Source organism: Nesterenkonia lutea, from assembly GCF_014873955.1.
GTDB classification, from domain to species: Bacteria; Actinomycetota; Actinomycetes; order Actinomycetales; family Micrococcaceae; genus Nesterenkonia; species Nesterenkonia lutea.
Genome location: NZ_JADBED010000001.1, coordinates 1,719,793 through 1,734,418 on the forward strand (window position 1 = coordinate 1,719,793; position 14,626 = coordinate 1,734,418).

The following is a 14,626-nucleotide window of genomic DNA, read 5'->3' on the forward strand; positions in this document are numbered from 1 at the left end:
CGTGCTGTGCCTCCCGGAGGCTACTACCGAGGACCGGAACATATGAGTTCGATCCCTCTCACTGGCGGGAGCGCCACCCACTAGTCTCGCATACAAAGCAGGCGGCTCCTACGGTCATGAAGACCGTTTCAGGAGCCGCCTGTCTCGTTGCTTGGTGATCAGCGTTTGACGCTGAAGCTCATCGGCGGATACCGAGCCGCTTGATCAGCGAACGGTAACGCTCGATGTCCGTGGACGCAAGGTACTTCAGCAGACGACGACGGCGACCCACCAGGATCATCAGACCACGACGGGTGTGGTGATCATGCTTGTGCACCTTCAGGTGCTCGGTGAGGTCGGAGATCCGACGCGTCAGAACCGCAACCTGAACCTCGGGTGAACCAGTGTCACCCTCGGAAGTTGCGTACTCCTTGATGATCTCCTGTTTTACAACGGGATCTAAAGCCATGGAAGAGCTCCTTCATTGTTGTACCGCGAACAGGACCGGGCTTTGCCCTTGCGGGCCAGGGACCAGTGTCAGCCACCGCGGACTGCAGCATGACATCGTCGCCGAAGCGACCTGTCTACGATACAGGAGCCCGGCCCGAGAGGCCACCGGGTGCACTCCTTCTGGCGTTTTACCAGCCCGAGCGTGGTCTACCGGGCCGACGGTGTGCCCGGTATTTCACGCAGGGGCAGGTAAAACGCTGGTGTGGAGGACGGTGAGGTACGGAAGCTGGACCGGCTCCCCCGGCGGCAGCGCCAGGTGTTCGTCGAGATACCAGTCAAGGTTGGCCCGGCGTCGTTCGCGCGCGGGCTCATCGGCGGAGAGCCAGGAGCTCAGCGTGGTGGACAGGGTGCGGATCTGCTCCGGAGTGATCGACCGCTGCCACCGGGTGAGCGTGGTCCTCCAGGCGCCGAAGTGCGCGGCGTCCACCGAGGGGGTCCATCCGGGACGGTAGACATCCCCGGCGCGCATGATCCGGGTCAGCCGGTGCACCCACGGGACGGAGGTGTCGAGGTAGTTGGCGACCACTGCGAGGGTCCCACCGGGGCGCAGGATGCGACGCACCTCCGCCTGCACCAGCGCGTCATCGAACCAGTGCCAGGCCTGGGCAGCGACGACGACGTCGCAGCTCGCCTCCCCCAGTCCGGTGGACTCCGCCGTGGTCCGGTGCACCTGCAGCCGGTCCTGCACACTCTCCAGCTCAAGGTCCTGATCAGCGCTCTGTGCGGCGAGCACCTCGGTCATCGCCAGGGACGGCTCCACGGCGTGGACCATCGCGCCCTGGGCGAGGAGGGCACGGGTCAGGATGCCGGTGCCGGCGCCCAGATCTGCCACCACGTCCGGGACGCGGTCCACTGCATCGATCGAGGCGGTCGCCTCGGCGGGATCGGCGGCTTGGGTGGGCTCAGCGGGATCGGCGGGATCCACGTGAGCAACGTGATCGTCGGCATCTGCGCCGACGCGGCGTCGTGCCGGTGAAAGCTCCAGCATCGCGGCGACGACCTCCCGCGGGTATCGCGGACGGACGGCGTCATAGCGCCACGCTTCTTCCAGGGAGGTGTCCGCGGAGAAGGAGGCGCCCAGGCGCCGTCGTCGTGCTGGGTCGGTGATCAGTGCCTGCTGGCCGGGGCGCGGCTTGGGGCGGGACGGCACAGCGGGCCTCGTCTAGTCGAGCGGGAGGTCCGCGAGGACCTGGCGGGTCTGTTCCACATCCTGGTACATCTGGTCCACCAGCTTGGACACACCCTCATAGGCGACCATGCCGCGCAGGCGTTCCAGGAACTCCACCCGGACGTGCTGGCCATAGAGGTCGAAGTCCTCCACCGCTTCGGTGGGTCGGTCGATCACGTGGGACTCGACCACCCGTTCGAGGCCGTGGAAGGTCGGGTTCGAGCCCACCGAGATCGCGGCGGGCCATCGAGCTCCGGTCGCGTCCACCAGCCACCCGGCGTAGACGCCGTCGGCGGGGATCATGCCCTCGCTGTCACTGGCCAGGTTCGCGGTCGGGAAGCCGAGGTCACGGCCGCGGGCGGCGCCGTGCACGACTTCTCCGAGGACTGCATGGGGACGGCCGAGCACCTCAGCGGCCGCGGCGACGTCCCCCGTGTCCAGGGCTTCACGCACCCAGGTGGAGGAGCATCGGCGGGCGGTCTCCGCCACGGTGTGACCGGACAGGGCGAAGTCGTCCACGCCCAGCACGGTGAACCCGTAGCGCTGCCCGAGCTCGACCATGGTCTCGAAGTTCCCGGAGTTGCCGCGGCCGAAGCGCACGTCGTGACCGATCACGACCACGGAGGCGTGGAGCAGGTCCGCGAAATAGGTCTTGACGAACTCCTCGGCGGTGAGTCCCGCCAGGTCGAGGTTGTAGTGCAGCACCAGCAGCGCATCGATGCCGGTCTCGGCAAGGCGCTGGAGCTTCTCCTCGGTGCCGGTGAGCATCACCGGGGCGTCATCGGGACGGTGGACCTGCAGCGGGTGCGGGTCGAAGGTGATCGCCACCGCCTGGGGGCGCGCCGGGGAATCCTCCTCTCCGGCGTGGCCGCGGGCGGCGGAGACCAGGCGGGTGAGCACCTCCTGGTGACCCAGGTGGACGCCGTCGAAATTGCCGATGGTCACTGCGGTGGGTCCTAGCCCCTGCGGGACTTCTTCGAGACCGTTCCAGAACTGCACGTCAGAAAGCCTATCGCTCATGACTCGACACCGCGTGCCGCGGGGCCGGGACGGTGGCGCAGCAGCCAGAACAGACCGATGAACGGAAGCAGCAGCGGTATGAAGCCGTAGCCCTCCCCGAAGTGGGACCACACTGTGGCCTCCTCGAACAGCTCCGGGTCGAGGTAGGTCCAGAGTCCGACGCCGAGCACTCCGGAGAGCTCGACCAGGACGGCGACCAGCGCGACCAGCCAGGCGCGCGCTCCGATCCGGGCGAGCGCGAGCGTGGCGACGATGTAGACCGCGGCGGCGAATCCGCTCAGCAGGTAGGCCACCGGTGACGTCTCGAAGTCGGTGAGGATCTGGTAGAGCGCACGGGCGAAGGAGGAGACGGCGAAGATGCCGTAGGCGGTGATGATGAGCATGCCGACCCCGCGGTTGCGCGGTGTGGGGGCGCCGGTGGTCTCGCCGAGGTTCTCACTGGAGGTCTCGCTGGCGGCGCTGCGCGGCGCGCCGGAGGCTCGTCCGCCGTCGAATGCGCCCGCGCCGTCACGGCGACTGCGCGTCTTCTGCGCCCGACTCACAATGCGGTTCCCCACCAGATCTCCTCCAAGCGGTAGACCATCACGAACACGACGAGCCCGACGAAGCTCATCACCAGGTTGGACCAGCGGGTCTTGTCGATCATGGCCCAGATGAAGACTCCCAGCGGGAGCATCAGTGCAGTGACAATATAGCCCCAGAACTCCCAGGCCTCTCCGGTCACGGCGGCTCCGGTGGCCTGACGGATTCCGGCATAGATGCCGTAGACGATCAGGTAGAGCTCGATGGCCGCGAGCGAGATGATCGAGGAATCCGCGGGGTGATCGCGCACTGCGGTCATCACCCAGCACACCGCCACGGACAGGGCGCAGACGAGTGTGCCTATGAGGAACATCACCGTCATGCAGACGGTTCCTCGGCCTCGGGAGGCACCTCTGCAGCAGGCGCGGCTGGCGCAGGGTTCGACGCGGCGGCTGGCGCAGGGTTCGACGCGGCGGCTGGCGCAGGGTTCGACGTGGCGGCTGGCGCAGTGGCCGGTGCGAAGACCAGTTCGGGCTTGGCCTGGTAGTCCACCGATTCGGCCTGGGCCGCGTCGGCGGCCTCCGGCGAGGCCGAGGCGCCCTTCTTGGCCGGCACGTCGCGCAGCAGGGCCACGAGATCACCCTGCGGCCCGAAGGCCGCGGTGAGCTGCGGGTCCGCGCCGGTTCCCGAGGCCGTCACGCGTCGGCCGAACCCGAGGTTGGCAGTCTCCTCGGCGGTGAGCTCGCGCGCGGGGAAGAGCTGTCCGGCGGCCTCGGCCAGGCCGATATAGCCGAAGTCCTCGCCCAGCTGTTCCAGTGTCAGGGTCTGGTCGATGCTGTAGGGGCCCACCGCGGTGCGGCGCAGAGCGGTCAGGTGACCGCCCACCTCGAGGGCCTCTCCCAGATCCCGCGCCAGCGCTCGGACGTAGGTGCCTGAGGAGACCCGGACCTCGATGTCCACGTCGACGAGCTTGCCGCCCTCGATCCTGCGGATGTCGAGGACCTCGAAGCGGTGCACGCTGACCCCGCGCGCGTTGAGCTCCACCTCTTCACCGGCGCGGGCGCGGTCATAGGCGCGGCGCCCGTCGACCTTGATCGCGGAGATGGTGGCCGGCACCTGCTGAATCTCCCCGGTGAGACCGGCGACCTCGGCGTCAATGCGCTCCCGGCTCACCGCATTGGCGAACCGGGTCTGCAGAACCTCACCCTCGGCGTCGTCGGTGGAGGTGGACTGGCCCAGGCGCATCGTGGCGGTGTAGGTCTTGTCCACCCCGACGATATGGGTCAGCAGCCGGGTGGCACGGTTGATCCCGACCACCAGGACGCCCGTGGCCATCGGGTCGAGGGTCCCGGCATGGCCGACCTTGCGGGTGCCGGCGAGTTTGCGGATGCGCCCGACGACGTCGTGGCTGGTCCAGCCGGCCGGCTTGTCCACCAGGACGAGGCCGGAGCCGACCTCCAGCTCCTCAGGCTTCTGCTTCTTACCCATGGGGACTCAGCTGGCCTCGTCCGAGGTCGATGCCTCAGTTCCCGTCCCGGCCTCAGGGGCCTTGGCCTCGGCCTCGGCCTCGGCCTCGGCGCCAGTCTCAGCTGCCTCTTCCTCGACCTGCCAGCGGTAGGGCTTCTCCTCGGAGGCCGGCTGCGCGTCCTTGCGGAGCGCCGCGACCTGCTCGTCCTGCTCCCGGGCCTTGCGCAGCAGGTCCTCCATGTGCGCGGCGGACTCGGGGATCTCGTCAGCGACGAACTCGAGGGTGGGGGTCAGCCGGATGTTCAGCTGCCGTCCGAGCTCGTGGCGCAGGACGCCCTGGTTTGCGGCGAGGACCGCTTCGGCACCTGTCCGGGAGTCCTCATCCGGAGCCATCACGGTGTAGTACACCGTGGAGTGCTGGAGATCGTTGGTCACGCGGGCGTCGGTGACGGTGATGAGCTCAGCGCGCTCGTCCTTGACCCGGCGACGCAGCGCCTCGGCCACGATCACCTTGATGCGCTGCGCCAGTCGGGCTGCGCGTGCTGGATCTGCCATGATGCGGTCCTTTCAAAAATTCTGTGCCCCAGCCTAGCCCCGGTGCGGGGCCCGGCTGGGCGTGGTGTGCTGACAGGTCCGGGGACCCCGCCGTATGGCAGAGTCCCCGGAACTGTCGCCGGACGAACCGGCAGGCCTGGTCAGGAGCGAGGAATTTCGCGCATCTCCCAGGTCTCGATGCTGTCACCTTCGCGGATGTCGTTGAACGATCCGAGGCCGATGCCGCACTCGAAGCCGTCGCGGACCTCGGTGGCGTCGTCCTTGAACCGCTTGAGCGACTCGATGGTGAGGTTGTCCGCCACCACATTGCCGTCGCGCACCAGGCGCGCCTTGGCGTTGCGGCGGATGAGACCGGACCGGACGATCGAACCAGCGATGCTGCCGAACTTCGAGGAGCGGAAGACCTCGCGGACCTCGGCGCTGCCCAGTGAAGCCTCTTCGTACTCCGGCTTCAGCATGCCCTTCAGCGCAGCCTCGATGTCGTCGATGGCCGCGTAGATGACCGAGTAGAAGCGCATGTCCACGCCTTCACGGTCGGCCAGGTCGGTCACGCGCTCCGCCGGACGGACGTTGAAGCCGAGGATCACTGCGTTGTCCACCGTGGCCAGGTTCACGTCATTCTGCGTGATCGCACCGACACCGCGGTGGATGACGCGCAGCTGCACGTCGGCGCCCACATCGATCTTGAGCAGTGCGTCTTCCAGGGCCTCCACGGCACCGGAGACGTCGCCCTTGAGGATGAGGTTGAGGGTGTCGATCTTGCCCTCGGCCACAGCCTGGTCGAAATCTTCCAGGCTGATCCGCTTGCGGCGCTTGGCCAGCTGAGCGTTGCGCTCCGCCGCCTCACGCTTCTCGGCGATCTGGCGTGCCGTGCGGTCATCGGAGGTGGACAGGAAGGTGTCACCGGCGCGGGGCACCGAGGACAGACCCAGCACCTGCACCGGACGGGAGGGCACTGCCTCCTTGACGGTGTCGCCGTGCTCGTCGAACATGGCGCGGACGCGGCCGTGGGCGGTGCCCGCGACCATGTTGTCGCCCACACGCAGCGTGCCCGACTGGACCAGCACAGTGGCCACGGCGCCGCGACCCTTGTCCAGGTTCGCTTCGATGGCCACACCGCGTGCTGCCTTGTTCGGGTTCGCGGTGAGCTCCAGGGCCGCGTCTGCGGTGAGCAGAATGGCTTCGAGGAGCTCGTCGATGTGCAGGTGCTGCAGTGCGGAGACGTTGACGAACATGGTGTCGCCGCCGTACTCCTCGGGCACCAGACCGTATTCGGCCAGCTGACCGCGGACCTTGTCCGGGGAGGCGCCTTCCTTGTCCATCTTGTTGACCGCGACGACGACCGGCACGTTGGCGGCCTTCGCGTGGTTCAGCGCTTCGATGGTCTGGGGCATGACGCCGTCGTCGGCGGCCACGACCAGCACCGCGATGTCGGTGACCTTCGCACCACGAGCACGCATGGCGGTGAACGCCTCGTGACCGGGAGTATCGATGAAGGTCAGGCCGCGCTCGACGCCCTCGTGCTCGACGTGAACCTGGTAGGCACCGATGTGCTGGGTGATGCCGCCGGCTTCGCCTTCGGTCACCTTCGCGCTTCGGATGGAGTCCAGCAGGCGGGTCTTGCCGTGATCGACGTGACCCATGACGGTCACGACGGCGGCGCGTGCGGAGAGCTCTTCCGCTCCCTCCGCTGCAAGCTCGTCTTCGATGTTGATGTCGAAGGTCTCGAGCAGCTCGCGATCCTCGTCCTCCGGGGAGACGATCTGGACCGGATAGCCCAGCTCCTCGCCCAGCAGGTGGAAGGTCTCTTCGTCCAGGGACTGGTTGGCCGTGGCCATCTCACCGAGCTTCATCAGCACGGTGACGATCGCTGCCGGCTCGGCATTGATCTTCTCGGCGAAGTCACCCAGCGAGGAGCCGCGGCGCAGCCGCACGACGGTGCTGCCGTCTCCCTTGGGAACGCGCACGCCGCCGATCTCGCGGGACTGACGCTGCTCCATCTCCTGGCGCTTTGCGCGCTTCGACTTGCGGGCCTTGGCCTTGGAGCCGCCGCGGCCGAAGGCACCAGCTGCGCCGCCGCGGCGAGGACCGCCGCCGCGTCCACCGCGTGGCGGACCACCGGCGGGGGCACCTGGCTTGCCACCGGCAGGTGCCGGGGTCTGGCTGGGCATCATCGAGGGCTTGGGACCGCCCGGACGTGCTGCCGCCGGGCGGGCTGCGCCGCCTGCTGCCGGAGCACCGGGGCGTGCGCCGCCGGCGCCTGCTGGACGGGGCGCGCCCGGCCGGGGGGCGCCACCGGGGGCACCCTGACCGCCGCGGGGACGGGGGCCGCCTCCGCGTTCGTTGCGCATGCCCTGCTGGGGTGCGAAGGGGTTGTTCCCCGGACGCGGACCAGCTGGCTTGGGACCGGGGCGGGGGCCGCCGGCTCCACCGGGACGAGGGGTCTGGCGCTCGGCGCCCATGCCCTGGCTCGGTGCGTAGGGGTTGTTCCCGGGACGCGGACCGCCTGGCTTGGCGCCGGTCGCGGGCTTGGCCGCCGGCTTGGAGGCCTCTGCCTCGGGAGCTGCGGGCTCCTGCTTCGCAGGCTGCTCAGCGGGCTCGGCGGCAGCCTGGGGGGCTTCCGGCTCGGCCTTCGCGGCGGGCTTGGGAGCAGGCTTCGGTCCGGGCTTGATGCCGCCTGGACGCGGAGCTGAGGAACCTGCAGACGGAGCTGCCGGGGAGGCAGACTGGGCCGGTGCCGACGTCTCAGCGGCGGGTGTGGACGCGCCGTCGGACTTCTGCGGACCGGGCCGGGCAGCCGGCTTGGAACTGGAAGCGGGCGATTCGGCGGGCTTGGCGTCAGGGAATGCCTGACGCAGCTTCTTCGCCACCGGGGGCTCCACGGTGGAGGAGGGCGACTTGACGAACTCGCCCATGCCCTGCAGTTTTGCGAGGGCTTCTTTCGAGGTGATGCCGAGCTCTTTTGCGAGCTCGTGTACGCGGGCCTTGGCCACATTTCTCCTTGTCTGGCCCACGCTTCCCCGCCGGCACCAGCGGGGCTGATGTCAGCGGTTCATCGGCGAAGGCCGTTTGAACTTCTCTGAAACCGTGACGGAGCTGCTCTGAAAAGTCATCGCGGCGAACTCATGCGTCGGTGTTCATCGGGGATCCATCTCTCTGAACCCGCTTTCTGGCCTCAGTCGCGCCGCGCTGCACCGAAGTGCTGGGCGGCGGGCTGGTGCCGTTGGTGCCGTTGATGTCGTGCAGCTGAAGATTCTTCGTCTCCACAGAGCGGCGGAATGCCCGGTTGAAGGCTTTCCGCCTGACTGCGGCGTCGAAGCACTCGCGCTGCGGGTGCAGCCAGGCGCCGCGTCCGGGGAGTGCCCGGGCGGTGTCCCACACCACCTGCTCAGGTGCGGGGCCGGCGTCGTCGGCTGCGATGAGGGCAAGCCTCACCACGTCGTCCTGGGCGACCTGGCGACGACAGCCGATACAGGTACGCACTGGAACCATGACAGTCTACCCCTTCTCGCGGTGATGGGCCGAACCGCCCGCGCGGGCGGTCCGGCTCAGGACGTGGCCAGCGTCGCGTCGGAGACGATGTCGATGCGCCAGCCGGTGAGCTTCGCGGCGAGCCGGGCGTTCTGGCCCTCTTTTCCGATGGCCAGCGAGAGCTGGTAGTCCGGGACGACGACGCGGGCGCTGCGCGTGGCCTCGTCGAGGATGGTGACCGATTTCACCTTCGAGGGAGACAGCGAGTGGGCGATGAACTCGGCGGGATCGTCCGAGTGATCGATGATGTCGATCTTCTCGTCGTTGAGCTCGGTCATCACCGCGCGGACGCGGGAGCCCATGGAGCCGATGCACGCGCCCTTGGCGTTGATCCCCGACTGGTGGGCGCGCACTGCGATCTTGGTGCGGTGCCCGGCTTCGCGGGCGATGGCGGTGATCTCCACGCTGCCGTCGGCGATCTCGGGGACCTCGTGCTCGAAGAGCTTCTTCACCAGTCCCGGATGCGAGCGGGACAGCGTGATGGAGGGTCCGCGCATGCCGCGGTGGACATCGACGACGAAGGCGCGCAGCCGGCGCCCGTGGATGTACTCCTCGCCGGGGACATGCTCCTGCGGAGGAAGCAGGGCCTCGACGCTGCCCAGGTCGACCTGGACCATGTTGGGGTTGCGGCCCTGCTGGATGGTGCCGGAGATGAGCTCGCCCTCGCGGCCGCGGAACTCGCCCAGGACCTGATCATCCTCGGCGTCGCGGATGCGCTGCATGATCACCTGGCGAGCGGTGGAGGCGGCGACGCGGCCGAAGTCTCGGGGGGTGTCGTCGAACTCGCCGATGACCGTGCCGTCCTCGTCGCGCTCCTTGGCCCAGACCGTGACGTGACCTGTGGACTGATCGATCTCAGCCCGCGCGTGCTGCAGTGCACCGGGCGATTTGTGGTAAGCCAGCACCAGCGCCTGTTCAATGGCGGGGATCAGCCGCTCCAGCGGGATCTCCCGCTCTTTGACGAGCATGCGCAGTGCGCTCATATCGATATCCACTTGTGCCTCCGGTTAAGCCAGTATCTACTCCGTGTGGGAAAACTCTACCTGCACTCGCGCCTGGGTGATCGACGCGAAACTGATCTCGGTGGGATCCGCATACTTCACCGGCATGCCCTTCTTCGGGGTCGGCTTCTGCTCGGCGACCGTGATGGAGTCCGCGTCGACGGCCTGCAGGCGGGCGAGCATCGGGCTTCCCCCGGTCTGGGTGATCTCCAGCAGCCGTCCGAGGTTGCGCTCGAAGTGCCGGGGCTCGGTCAGCGGACGGGTCGCACCAGGGGTGGAGACCTCCAGGTCATAGCTGTCCAGCTCGGGAAGCACGTCCTTCTCGTCCAGCCGCGCAGAGATGGCCTGGGAGACGGCGGCCACGGTGTCCAGGTCCACCTGCTCAGTGCCGGAGGCCAGGTCCACCGAGACCCTCAGCGTGGTGCCGGAACCGTTGGCCGCAAGCTCGAGCTCCTCGAGGTGGAGACCCTGCTCGGTGACCGCGGGGATGATCAGCTCAGCGATCTTCCGGGCCCGGGCGTCGGTGAAGCGCTGCGCTCCGGTGGGGCGTGGGGCGATGGCCATGGCGGTCCTCTCAGTGACGGATGGTGCGTCTCCATTGTGCCTGAGACCTCCCCTCTGCGTTTTACCTCCCCTTACGTGGTCTACCCGCCCAATGGTCGCCGGGGTAGAACGCGTCCGCCCCGGTAAAACGCTGGGAGAGGGGGACGCCGGCAGCACTCAGCAGCTGCCGGAGACGGGCGGGATCCTGCAGGTCCGCCCAGGTGAAGCGCACCACGCTCAGCCCGAGGGCGCGCAGCCCGTCCTCACGCTCCTTCTCGGCGATCACCACCTCCTCAGCGCCCTGCCCGGAGAGCGCCCTCGAGGTCCGGTACTTCATGAGCCCGTCGAACTCACCGACGACTCCCGGGCCTTCCCAGAAGAAGTCAGTCATGCAGGACCTCCCGTTCCGCAGCAGGAACATACGCTGCAGGACCGGGGCGGCGAAGCCCAGTTCAGCGATCCGCACCCGCGCCCAGGACTCCCCCACCGATTCCGCCCCCTCGTCGGCGAAGTTCCATGCCGCATCCCAGCGTGTGCGACCTCGAGCAGATGTCACAAGACGCAGCCACGGTTCGACGGCGGACAGCGTGCCTGCCGGGTGCCTCCGCTCGCCCAGGCGGCCTGACTTGAAGGCATCAAGCACCGCCACCGCATCCGCGAAGTTCAACCTGGGCACGGTGTCGGCCAGGACCAGACCGAGCGGCTCCACGCAGAAGCCCCTCCCTGCTGGAGTCTGCGCGTCGAATCTGCCCAGCGCTGGAAAGGGCAGCCGGAGGAGAGCCTGCTCATAACCGGGTCTCCATTCTTCCCCCAGTCCTTCCCGCAGCCGCTCTCGAAAAGCTCGTGGGTACTGGTGGTGACGCGTGCCGATGGCGCGCAGCGCTGCGGGACTCCGCGGGCCGCCGTCGTGCGCCTCCGAATGAACCCGCAGGAGGCGCTCGATGGCGGCAGCGGAGGCTCGACCGGTCAGCAGCGGTGCGGGGTGGAGGCCGGTGTCGGCATTGCGTGCGGTGCGCACGGTGACGGCGTCGGGAGCCTGGAGCAGTCCGACGCCGTACAGCGCCAGCGCCGTGGTCCGGCAGAAATGCGTCAGCGGCGCCAGAAGGTTCACGGCGGCCGCGGCGATCAGGTGCCGGTCCCAGGGCGGCGTCTCCAGCCAGGTGGAGGCATGGAGGTAGACGCCGCGGCGAATGCGCAGCAGCTCACCGGCATCGACCAGCGCGCTGAGCCGGCGACCGAGGTCTTCGACGTCGAGGACCGCGCCCGTCCCGATCTCCCGACCAGCACCGGAGCTGTCCCAGAGGTCCTTGGCACGGATGAGGCGGCCGCGTGGCAACGCGGCGGCACGCGCGGTGGAGTGCGCGGTGGAGTGCGCGGTGGGGTCTGCGGCCATGGGAGAAGCCTGCCGCGTTGGCGTGCCTGACAGAGCCGATGTCGCCGTTCTGTGGATAACCCTCGCCCCCTTCGCGTTTTACCTCGCCTACCGGGGAATACCAGGGCAACGGTCGCCCTGGTACAGCACGGAAGAGGAGGTAAAACGCCCGGGGGCGGGCGCCCCTTAGACTTGGGCCGGTAGAAGATCCCTCACCGGAAACGAGATCACCTGTGCCGCTCCGCATGTCCCACCTGTTCCTCCGCACGCTGCGCGACAACCCGGCAGACGCCGAGGTCGCCAGCCACCAGCTGCTGGTCCGTGCCGGTTACATCCGCCGTGCCGCGCCGGGCGTCTACACCTGGCTGCCGCTGGGGCTGACCGTGCTGCGGAAGATCGAGGAGATCGTCCGTGAGGAGATGCACCGCATCGGCGCCCAGGAGGTCCACTTCCCCGCCCTGCTGCCCAAGGAGCCCTACGAGGCCACCGGTCGCTGGGACGACTACGGCGACGGCATCTTCCGGCTCAAGGACCGCAAAGAGGCGGACTACCTGCTCGCCCCCACACATGAGGAGGTCTTCACCCTGCTGGTGAAGGACCTCTACAGCTCCTATAAGGACCTGCCGCTGTCGATCTATCAGATCCAGACCAAGTACCGCGATGAGGCGCGCCCCCGGGCCGGCCTGCTCCGCGGCCGCGAGTTCATCATGAAGGACTCCTACTCCTTCGCGCTCACCGAAGAGGACCAGCGCGCGGCCTATGACGCCCACCGCGAGGCCTATCTGCGCATCTTCGATCGCCTGGGCCTGCCCGTGGTCCCGGTCAACGCGCAGTCAGGAGCGATGGGCGGCTCAGCCTCCGAAGAGTTCCTCTTCCCCTGCGACATCGGTGAGGACACCTTCGTCGAGTCCGAGGGCGGCTTCCGCGCGAACGTCGAGGCCGTCACCACGCCGACGCCGGAGCCCATCGACCACACGAACCTGCCGGCCGCGCAGGTCCACCACACCCCCGGCACGAACACCATCGCCACCCTCGTCGACGCCGCGAACACCCACCAGCCGCGGGAAGACCGCGCCTGGACCGCCGCAGACACGTTGAAGAACGTCGTCGTCGCCGCGGTGCTGCCCGACGGCAGCCGGCGAATCGTGGTCCTGGGCGTGCCCGGAGACCGAGACGTGGACCTCAAGCGCGCCGAGGCCACGATCGGCGGGCTCATCGGCGTCGGCGGCGAGGTGGCCCTGGAGGCCGCCAACGAGGCCGATCTGAAGAAGCACCCCGGACTGGTCCGCGGCTACATCGGCCCCGGGCTCTCCCTGGACACCCCCGTCCTCGGCGAGCAGGGCAGCACCGGCATCACCTACCTGGTGGATCCCCGCGTGGTCTCCGGCAGCAGCTGGATCACCGGCGCCAACGAGGCGGACCAGCATGTGTTCGGCCTGGTGGCCGGTCGCGACTTCAGCTGGGACGGCATCATCGAAGCCGTGGTCGTGAAGGAGGGCGACCCCGCCCCCGACGGCTCCGGCCCGCTGCGCACGCGCCGCGGCATCGAGATGGGACACATCTTCCACCTGGGCACCCGCTACGCCCAGGCGCTGGGTCTGCAGGTCCTCGACGTCAACGGCAAGCTCGCCACCGTGACCATGGGCTCCTACGGCTTCGGCGTCACCCGCGCCCTCGCCGCCATCGCTGAGGCCACCCACGATGACAAGGGTCTGATCTGGCCGCTCGCCATCGCCCCGGCGGATGTGCACCTGGTCGCCACCGGCAAGGGCGAAGAGCTCTACGCCGCGGCCGAGACGCTGATCGGCGAACTCGAAGCCGCCGGCCTCAGCGTGATCTACGACGATCGTCCGAAGGTCTCCCCCGGCGTGAAGTTCGGCGACGCGGAGCTCCTCGGAGTTCCGATGCTGGTCACCGTGGGACGCGGACTGAAGAACGGCACCATCGAGCTCAAGGATCGCCGCTCCGGTGAATCCCGCGAGGTGCCCGTGGCCGAGGCCGGCGCGGCGGTGCTCGAACACGTCAAGGGACTGAGCTGAACGAGGCCCTCGAGGGTGCCGCCGATCTACTGGTCGGCGGCAGCCTCGAGATCACCTGGGTGACCCTGCTGCTGCTGATCGCCGCGGGCTTCGCAGCCGGGTGGGTGGACGCCGTCGTCGGCGGGGGCGGTCTGCTGCAGCTGCCGGCGATGCTTATGATCCCGGGCATCACCCCGGTCCAGGCGCTGGCCACGAACAAGCTCGGGTCCATCTTCGGCACCACCACCTCGGCGATCACCTATGCCCGACGCGTCAAACCCGCGATGGGCACGGCTCTGCCGATGGCGGTCGCCGCCCTGCTCTCCAGCTACGGGGGCGCGGTGGTCGCGGCCTCGCTGCCCGAGCGGATCATCCTGCCGCTGATCCTGCTCGCCCTGATCGGCGTGGGCGTGTTCACCGCGGTCAAGCCTCATGTGGGTCAGCTGGAGAAGCTGCGCCACGTGGGAATGGGACACCTGGCGCGCGCGGTCACCATCGGCATGATCGTCGGCTTCTACGACGGCGTGCTCGGCCCCGGCACCGGCACCTTCCTGGTCATCGCGCTGGTCACCGTGCTGGGCTACAACTTCCTGAACTCCTCCGCCCAGGCGAAGGTGGTCAATGTGGCCACCAACCTCGGCGCGCTGCTCTATTTCGCCCCGGCCGGCCACGTGTTCCTCGGGCTGGGCCTGGTGCTCGGCGCAGCGAACATGGCGGGCGGCTACCTGGGCGCGCGGATGGCCATCGCGAAGGGTTCGAAGTTCATCCGCGTGGTGTTCCTGGTGGTGGTCTTCGTGCTGGTGCTCAAGCTGGGCTACGACGTGGCCGTGGACCTCTTCTTCTGAGCCTGTCCCCCGCCGTTCCCCCCTGCGGTCCCTGCGGTCCCTGCGTTCCCCGCGTTTTACCCCCTCCTCCGAGGTTTACCCGGGTGCCCGTAGCC

General features: G+C 68.6%; 14 protein-coding genes. 2 read left to right on the forward strand and 12 right to left on the reverse strand.

The genetic code is table 11. The annotated features are described in order from the left end of the window. Nucleotides 1-178: 178 nt before the first annotated feature. From rpsO to H4W27_RS07905, 12 genes are all read right to left on the reverse strand, one after another. A complete protein-coding gene (gene rpsO / locus H4W27_RS07850) occupies nucleotides 179-448 on the reverse strand; it encodes a 30S ribosomal protein S15 (RefSeq protein WP_192595437.1) in 270 nt (89 codons plus the stop codon). A 216-nt stretch (nucleotides 449-664) separates the two neighbouring features. Then, complete coding sequence (locus H4W27_RS07855) at nucleotides 665-1,639, reverse strand: class I SAM-dependent methyltransferase (RefSeq protein WP_192595438.1); 975 nt, start codon at nucleotides 1,637-1,639, stop codon at nucleotides 665-667. A 12-nt stretch (nucleotides 1,640-1,651) separates the two neighbouring features. Continuing rightward, nucleotides 1,652-2,656: a bifunctional riboflavin kinase/FAD synthetase gene (locus H4W27_RS07860; protein WP_318782222.1), complete on the reverse strand. Its 1,005-nt coding sequence runs from the start codon at nucleotides 2,654-2,656 to the stop codon at nucleotides 1,652-1,654. 17 nt (nucleotides 2,657-2,673) lie between these two features. After that, nucleotides 2,674-3,234 (reverse strand): hypothetical protein, encoded by a 561-nt coding sequence (locus tag H4W27_RS07865; protein WP_318782224.1) that lies wholly within the window; start codon nucleotides 3,232-3,234, stop codon nucleotides 2,674-2,676. Further along, nucleotides 3,216-3,581: a hypothetical protein gene (locus H4W27_RS07870; RefSeq protein WP_192595440.1), complete on the reverse strand. Its 366-nt coding sequence runs from the start codon at nucleotides 3,579-3,581 to the stop codon at nucleotides 3,216-3,218. The genes H4W27_RS07865 and H4W27_RS07870 overlap by 19 nt, the downstream gene beginning before the upstream one ends. Then, nucleotides 3,578-4,687, reverse strand: a complete 1,110-nt coding sequence (gene truB / locus H4W27_RS07875; RefSeq protein ID WP_192595441.1) for a tRNA pseudouridine(55) synthase TruB — start codon at nucleotides 4,685-4,687, stop codon at nucleotides 3,578-3,580. The genes H4W27_RS07870 and truB overlap by 4 nt, the downstream gene beginning before the upstream one ends. 6 nt (nucleotides 4,688-4,693) lie before the next feature. After that, complete coding sequence (gene rbfA, locus H4W27_RS07880; protein WP_192595442.1) at nucleotides 4,694-5,221, reverse strand: 30S ribosome-binding factor RbfA; 528 nt, start codon at nucleotides 5,219-5,221, stop codon at nucleotides 4,694-4,696. Nucleotides 5,222-5,361: 140 nt separating this feature from the next. Then, complete coding sequence (gene infB / locus H4W27_RS07885) at nucleotides 5,362-8,214, reverse strand: translation initiation factor IF-2 (protein WP_192595443.1); 2,853 nt, start codon at nucleotides 8,212-8,214, stop codon at nucleotides 5,362-5,364. A 130-nt stretch (nucleotides 8,215-8,344) separates the two neighbouring features. Further along, entirely contained in the window at nucleotides 8,345-8,713 is a 369-nt protein-coding gene (locus tag H4W27_RS07890) for a YlxR family protein (protein WP_192595444.1), read from the reverse strand. Between the two features lie 56 nt (nucleotides 8,714-8,769). Further along, a complete protein-coding gene (gene nusA, locus H4W27_RS07895) occupies nucleotides 8,770-9,747 on the reverse strand; it encodes a transcription termination factor NusA (protein WP_192595445.1) in 978 nt (325 codons plus the stop codon). Between the two features lie 24 nt (nucleotides 9,748-9,771). Continuing rightward, the gene (locus tag H4W27_RS07900; RefSeq protein ID WP_192595446.1) at nucleotides 9,772-10,317 is read right to left on the reverse strand and encodes a ribosome maturation factor RimP; all 546 of its coding nucleotides are present in this window, start codon (nucleotides 10,315-10,317) and stop codon (nucleotides 9,772-9,774) included. 61 nt (nucleotides 10,318-10,378) lie between these two features. After that, nucleotides 10,379-11,689: a hypothetical protein gene (locus H4W27_RS07905; RefSeq protein WP_192595447.1), complete on the reverse strand. Its 1,311-nt coding sequence runs from the start codon at nucleotides 11,687-11,689 to the stop codon at nucleotides 10,379-10,381. 224 nt (nucleotides 11,690-11,913) lie between these two features. Here H4W27_RS07905 and H4W27_RS07910 point away from each other — a divergent pair, with 224 nt between their 5' ends. Beyond that, nucleotides 11,914-13,707 carry a proline--tRNA ligase gene (locus H4W27_RS07910; protein WP_225939050.1) on the forward strand — a complete coding sequence of 598 codons (1,794 nt, stop codon included), beginning with the start codon at nucleotides 11,914-11,916 and terminating at the stop codon, nucleotides 13,705-13,707. A 29-nt stretch (nucleotides 13,708-13,736) separates the two neighbouring features. After that, nucleotides 13,737-14,531, forward strand: a complete 795-nt coding sequence (locus H4W27_RS07915; RefSeq protein WP_192596498.1) for a TSUP family transporter — start codon at nucleotides 13,737-13,739, stop codon at nucleotides 14,529-14,531. Nucleotides 14,532-14,626 lie beyond the last annotated feature (95 nt).

Coding starts and splice junctions, on each gene's coding strand:
- truB (WP_192595441.1), bottom strand. CDS start 4,687: ATGGGTAAGAAGCAGAAGCCTGAGGAGCTGGAGGTCGGCTCCGGCCTC.
- H4W27_RS07870 (WP_192595440.1), bottom strand. CDS start 3,581: ATGACGGTGATGTTCCTCATAGGCACACTCGTCTGCGCCCTGTCCGTG.
- rpsO (WP_192595437.1), bottom strand. CDS start 448: ATGGCTTTAGATCCCGTTGTAAAACAGGAGATCATCAAGGAGTACGCA.
- H4W27_RS07900 (WP_192595446.1), bottom strand. CDS start 10,317: ATGGCCATCGCCCCACGCCCCACCGGAGCGCAGCGCTTCACCGACGCC.
- rbfA (WP_192595442.1), bottom strand. CDS start 5,221: ATGGCAGATCCAGCACGCGCAGCCCGACTGGCGCAGCGCATCAAGGTG.
- H4W27_RS07890 (WP_192595444.1), bottom strand. CDS start 8,713: ATGGTTCCAGTGCGTACCTGTATCGGCTGTCGTCGCCAGGTCGCCCAG.
- H4W27_RS07910 (WP_225939050.1), top strand. CDS start 11,914: ATGTCCCACCTGTTCCTCCGCACGCTGCGCGACAACCCGGCAGACGCC.
- H4W27_RS07905 (WP_192595447.1), bottom strand. CDS start 11,689: ATGGCCGCAGACCCCACCGCGCACTCCACCGCGCACTCCACCGCGCGT.